This is a genomic window from Streptococcus sp. CCH5-D3, from assembly GCF_001556435.1.
Taxonomy (GTDB): Bacteria; Bacillota; Bacilli; order Lactobacillales; family Streptococcaceae; genus Streptococcus.
Genome location: NZ_LSIW01000119.1, coordinates 1 through 2,486, shown reverse-complemented (window position 1 = coordinate 2,486; position 2,486 = coordinate 1). Strand labels below are relative to the sequence as shown.

The 2,486-nt window shown below is 26.5% G+C and carries 2 protein-coding genes; one reads left to right on the top strand and one right to left on the bottom strand.

Features of this window, described 5'->3' with window-relative positions:
* Positions 1-189 precede the first annotated feature (189 nt).
* The gene (locus AX662_RS07675) at positions 190-1,551 is read left to right on the top strand and encodes a hypothetical protein (protein ID WP_060972101.1); all 1,362 of its coding nucleotides are present in this window, start codon (positions 190-192) and stop codon (positions 1,549-1,551) included.
* A gap of 176 nt (positions 1,552-1,727) precedes the next feature.
* Here the strand turns inward: AX662_RS07675 and AX662_RS07670 are convergent, their stop codons facing one another.
* On the bottom strand, positions 1,728-2,216 hold the full coding sequence (locus AX662_RS07670; protein WP_060972100.1) for a hypothetical protein: 489 nt from the start codon (positions 2,214-2,216) through the stop codon (positions 1,728-1,730).
* Positions 2,217-2,486 lie beyond the last annotated feature (270 nt).

Here is a 2,486-nt window from a genome sequence, read left to right as displayed (position 1 = left end):
TTGTAGTTCACAAAATCAAGAAAAATTCCTTCTATTTTCTATTATGCTTTTTTTTTATTTTATTTTAGACTATTTTTTCTGACCAACTTTAAAAGTTAACGCGTCACTCTCGCTTTAAGCTTTTCAAAATTGAAAGAAACATGTGTAAAAAACAACATAATATCTTAAAAGAAAGGAAAATATTCTTTTATGATAAAAAAATATAACGAAAAAGATCTCATTAATAATGAGCAACATATCTATGATTGTTTTTCCAACACGACCGCTTTCTTAGGATTAGATAGAGTTGAAGTTAGCATAAAAGGAGAAATAGAGTTCGACGCAACCAAGTTACAAATTTTCTCAAAAAAAAATAAAAAACTCACTGTTATAAAATATATTGATTCACGATATGAATATATTCGAATTAACAATTCTACTTTTGGTTTGCTAGAAATTAAATTAAATCCGTACGATAATTCTTTGGTTTGTCATGTTCAAATCAATCATGGAGGACTTAATTTTGAAACAAATTCACTGTCCTCGTTCAAAGAGAAATTACACAATTTTCTTAACTTTGTTGAATGTAACGCAGGAATTACTATCTATCCTGACTCAATTGAATACAGGGAACTTGAACTAGCTTTTACATTCGCAACAAATCGTCAAATTCATATACAAACACGCGCCTTACTCTTAAGATTTTTATCAAATAATGTTAACATTACTATCATAAACGATGAAAATCAGGGAATTCTAAAAGCTGGGAAATACAAAAATGAAAAACATATCTTTTACGATAAAATCAAAAAAGCTAAAAGAAATAAACAAATTCCCGAAGAACTATGTCATGATATTGATGTTTATAGATACGAAATCACATTAAATAAACAAAAGATAAACTATTTGTTCAGTTCTACCAATATTAATAGTATTGATGAAACCGATATTATAAATTATTTTAAGGGTAAGGTTCAAAAAGGAATTGAAAATCTTACTAAGCAAATAAATATATCTATTAAAAAGACTCAAAAAGCACTTGAAGAAGCTAGGACTATACAAAAACACCCCTACAATGCTACAAATACTTTTTTTGCAAGATTAATCAACGACCCTTTGAATAGCTTTCAACCAATGACACTTGATGAAGAAATTTTTTGTTATCTAAAACTGAAACAAAATTTTGTCTCAGCATCAAACATAGCACGTACCAAAAAAAGACTAATTGAACACAGCTTCAAACATTCACGCGGCTTTAGGGAAAATTACTTTTTATCAGAAATGATTACTTGGCAAACTCTACGAATTTTGAAACTAATGCTAGATGCTACTGACTTTTGTAAAACATATGGTTTGGGGTGTCAATTGTCTAAAAATAATTCTAAACCAAAGTGCTTAGTTTTTAATAACTATACTGAAGAAGAAAGACGTACAATTCTCTATCAAAATATCAAAAGTTTCAAAAAAAATAAAATTATGGATATTCATGAAATTATTTCTAAAAGACTAGCTAATTTACCAACAGAGATTGAAAATAGTAATCATGATGTCAAATATTTTTCAGTAGTTTAATATATATTTTTTTATTACTACACTCATAAATCTTGATTTAACAACATTTTTAAAAAAAATTCTCTTCCGATCTGGAAGAAAATTTTAAACTAAAAATCGATTAATTATATTTGGTTTCCCACCAAATACTCCACCAGAAATAAATTCTGGTGGAGTATTTTTTATAGCAAATTTACTTATTTCAATAGTCTTAATAAAATTGATAGTCTCCATTGTAATTGATACAATTCTAAATCATGTTCAACCACTATTAGTTCAGCTTGTAGATATACTTTATCAATACAATCTATATTTTCCTTTAGATTCATTAACAATGCTTCTGTATTAAAACTATTCATAACTTTAGATGAAAGCTGATTATCGATTTTTTCATTAATTAATACTTTTAGTTGCTCACTCCCTGTTTCCTTATAAAGCAAGCAATATTTCAATAAACTTAAAAGCATTAGGGCACTATCTTTAGATATATCATCAATAATTGATAATGAAGTATAAATCAATAGCTGATATGCTCCATATGAAAGAAAAAATTTTTCTATTATTTCATAGTAATTATTTGACGGAGAACTCTTCTCTAATAACATAGTAATAAAAGATGAGATGATAAATATCTCAATAAAATAAAGTATTAAGTGTTTAAGTCTTTGATTATTAAATCTACTCATTAATTATACAATCTTCCTCTCTAGCAAATACAACAGAAAACGAATTAAGGCAAAACTAAAAGGAATTAGTAATTTTCAGTCAAAACTAAATCCTTTACTTAATTTATTTATCTAACTTTATGCAGTCAATAACTTTTTCTCAGTATGTTTATTTTATTATATTATCTTTGACTTATTCCACAATTGTATAGTCCCCACTTTGTAGTAAACTCAAAACTTTATTTACAAATTGTGTTGAAAGTAATCCTTCAATATTAGCACCATGAGTCT